This window comes from Spirulina sp. 06S082, from assembly GCF_034932145.1.
In the GTDB taxonomy this organism is placed as follows: domain Bacteria; phylum Cyanobacteriota; class Cyanobacteriia; order Cyanobacteriales; family Spirulinaceae; genus CCY15215.
On the sequence record NZ_JAYGHV010000099.1, the window covers coordinates 1 to 1,713 of the forward strand.

Consider the following 1,713-nt stretch of genomic DNA (forward strand, 5'->3'; position numbering starts at 1 on the left):
GCAGTATTATTGTCTTAGGGATTTTAGTATTTATTTTACTCGGAATTTGGAAAACGATGATAATGATGCCGGGGAAAAGCTATCGAGGTGAATTACCACCTTTAACAGCTTATGAAGAACAATTAAAAATCGATCTGCAACAAAATTTAGAACAATTATCGGGAGACATTGGCGAGCATAATTATTACTTATACGATAATTTACAAGCCGCCGAAAAGTTCCTCGTTTCTTCTTTAGAATCTTCTGGCTATAAAGTCAATTTACACGGATATAATACCCAAGATATTAGCGATCGGCATTTTAATAATATTGAAGTAGAGATACCAGGAACAGATAAAGCCGATGAAATTATTGTAATTGGGGCGCACTATGATTCTGTTCTGGGCAGTCCGGGGGCCAATGATAATGGGTCTGGTGCCGTGGCAATTCTAGCATTAGCCCAAGCATTTTCGGAACAAAAGCAGACACTTTCTCGTACTTTGCGACTGGTAGAGTTTGTGAATGAAGAACCCCCATTTTTTTGGACAGACGATATGGGCAGTTTAGTTTATGCACGAAAATGCCGCGATCGCAAGGAAAATATCGTCGGGATGCTCAGTTTAGAAACAATGGGCTATTATTCCGAAAAACCAGGCAGTCAGCAATATCCCCTCGGCTTATTAAATTTAGTTTATCCCATTACGGGGAATTTTATTGCTTTTATTGGTAATATGTCATCGAGTCAGTTAGTCAAACAAGTAATTCGTTCATTTCGCACTCAGACCCAATTTCCCTCAGAAGGCGCAACACTTCCTGACAGTATCTCCGGGGTTGGCTGGTCGGATCATTGGTCGTTTTGGCAAGTGGGTTATCCAGCCTTAATGGTGACAGATACAGCACCTTTTCGTTACCCTTATTACCATAGTTCAGAAGACACACCGGATAAGGTAAATTACGAATATTTGGCACGAGTTGTGGCAGGATTAGAGAGAGTTATTCTCGAATTAGCATCTTAAATCTGAGATTAAATCGGAGGATATTCCCTCCTATAGCAAATCCATTTGATTCGTAAAAAAGGTAGGGGTTTGGTCACCAAACCCCTACCTGACTTTAATTTAATAGAGTCTTCAAGCCCAAGCGTTCAAAATAGGTATTATCAAAGCAATTGTAATCAGACAAAAGTTCTTCTCCTTCTTGGATATCGCGCGCCGCTATATCCTCTCTTGGAGTGGAAAGGATGTTAGGATCATTGGATGAGTGATTAATAAATCGCTGATCATCAAAGCAGAGAATGTATTTTTGCAAATCTTGGTCATAGTAAGCATACTTAAGAATTTGCTCTCTAGCAGGCAGAGACATTCCCTCAATCTCATGAGTGCTGTAGGCGATATCAAAATCAGGATGATAGCGCCATGTAACTGTTCCTTTAGGAATGAATTGTGCTGCAAAAAGTCCAATTCCGTGAATATTACTAGATCCTAGAGTAGTATAAATAAGTAACATAATAATTTTTTTTTGTCTTGTCTTGAATTTACATTCTGAAAGTAACAGGAACTACAGGCCAATGTCAATAACAGAATAGTGCAAATTTACGATTTTGCGATCGCAAACCTAAAACCAGAGAGTGAGGGTTAGCCATTGATTTTAATCAATGGACATCGAACGCAACGGGTTTTAACCCGTCTTGTGTTACAATACTTCCATGTAAGTCCACAGCTATTTTTTAGCCAAGGG

General features: G+C 39.2%; 2 protein-coding genes. One reads left to right on the forward strand and one right to left on the reverse strand.

Going from position 1 to position 1,713, the window contains the following annotated elements; genetic code table 11:
* Window positions 1-5: 5 nt before the first annotated feature.
* Window positions 6-995, forward strand: a complete 990-nt coding sequence (locus tag VB714_RS07270; RefSeq protein ID WP_416309630.1) for a M28 family peptidase — start codon at window positions 6-8, stop codon at window positions 993-995.
* A 94-nt stretch (window positions 996-1,089) separates the two neighbouring features.
* Here the strand turns inward: VB714_RS07270 and VB714_RS07275 are convergent, their stop codons facing one another.
* Window positions 1,090-1,482 carry an SET domain-containing protein gene (locus VB714_RS07275; RefSeq protein WP_323222595.1) on the reverse strand — a complete coding sequence of 131 codons (393 nt, stop codon included), beginning with the start codon at window positions 1,480-1,482 and terminating at the stop codon, window positions 1,090-1,092.
* Window positions 1,483-1,713: the final 231 nt, after the last annotated feature.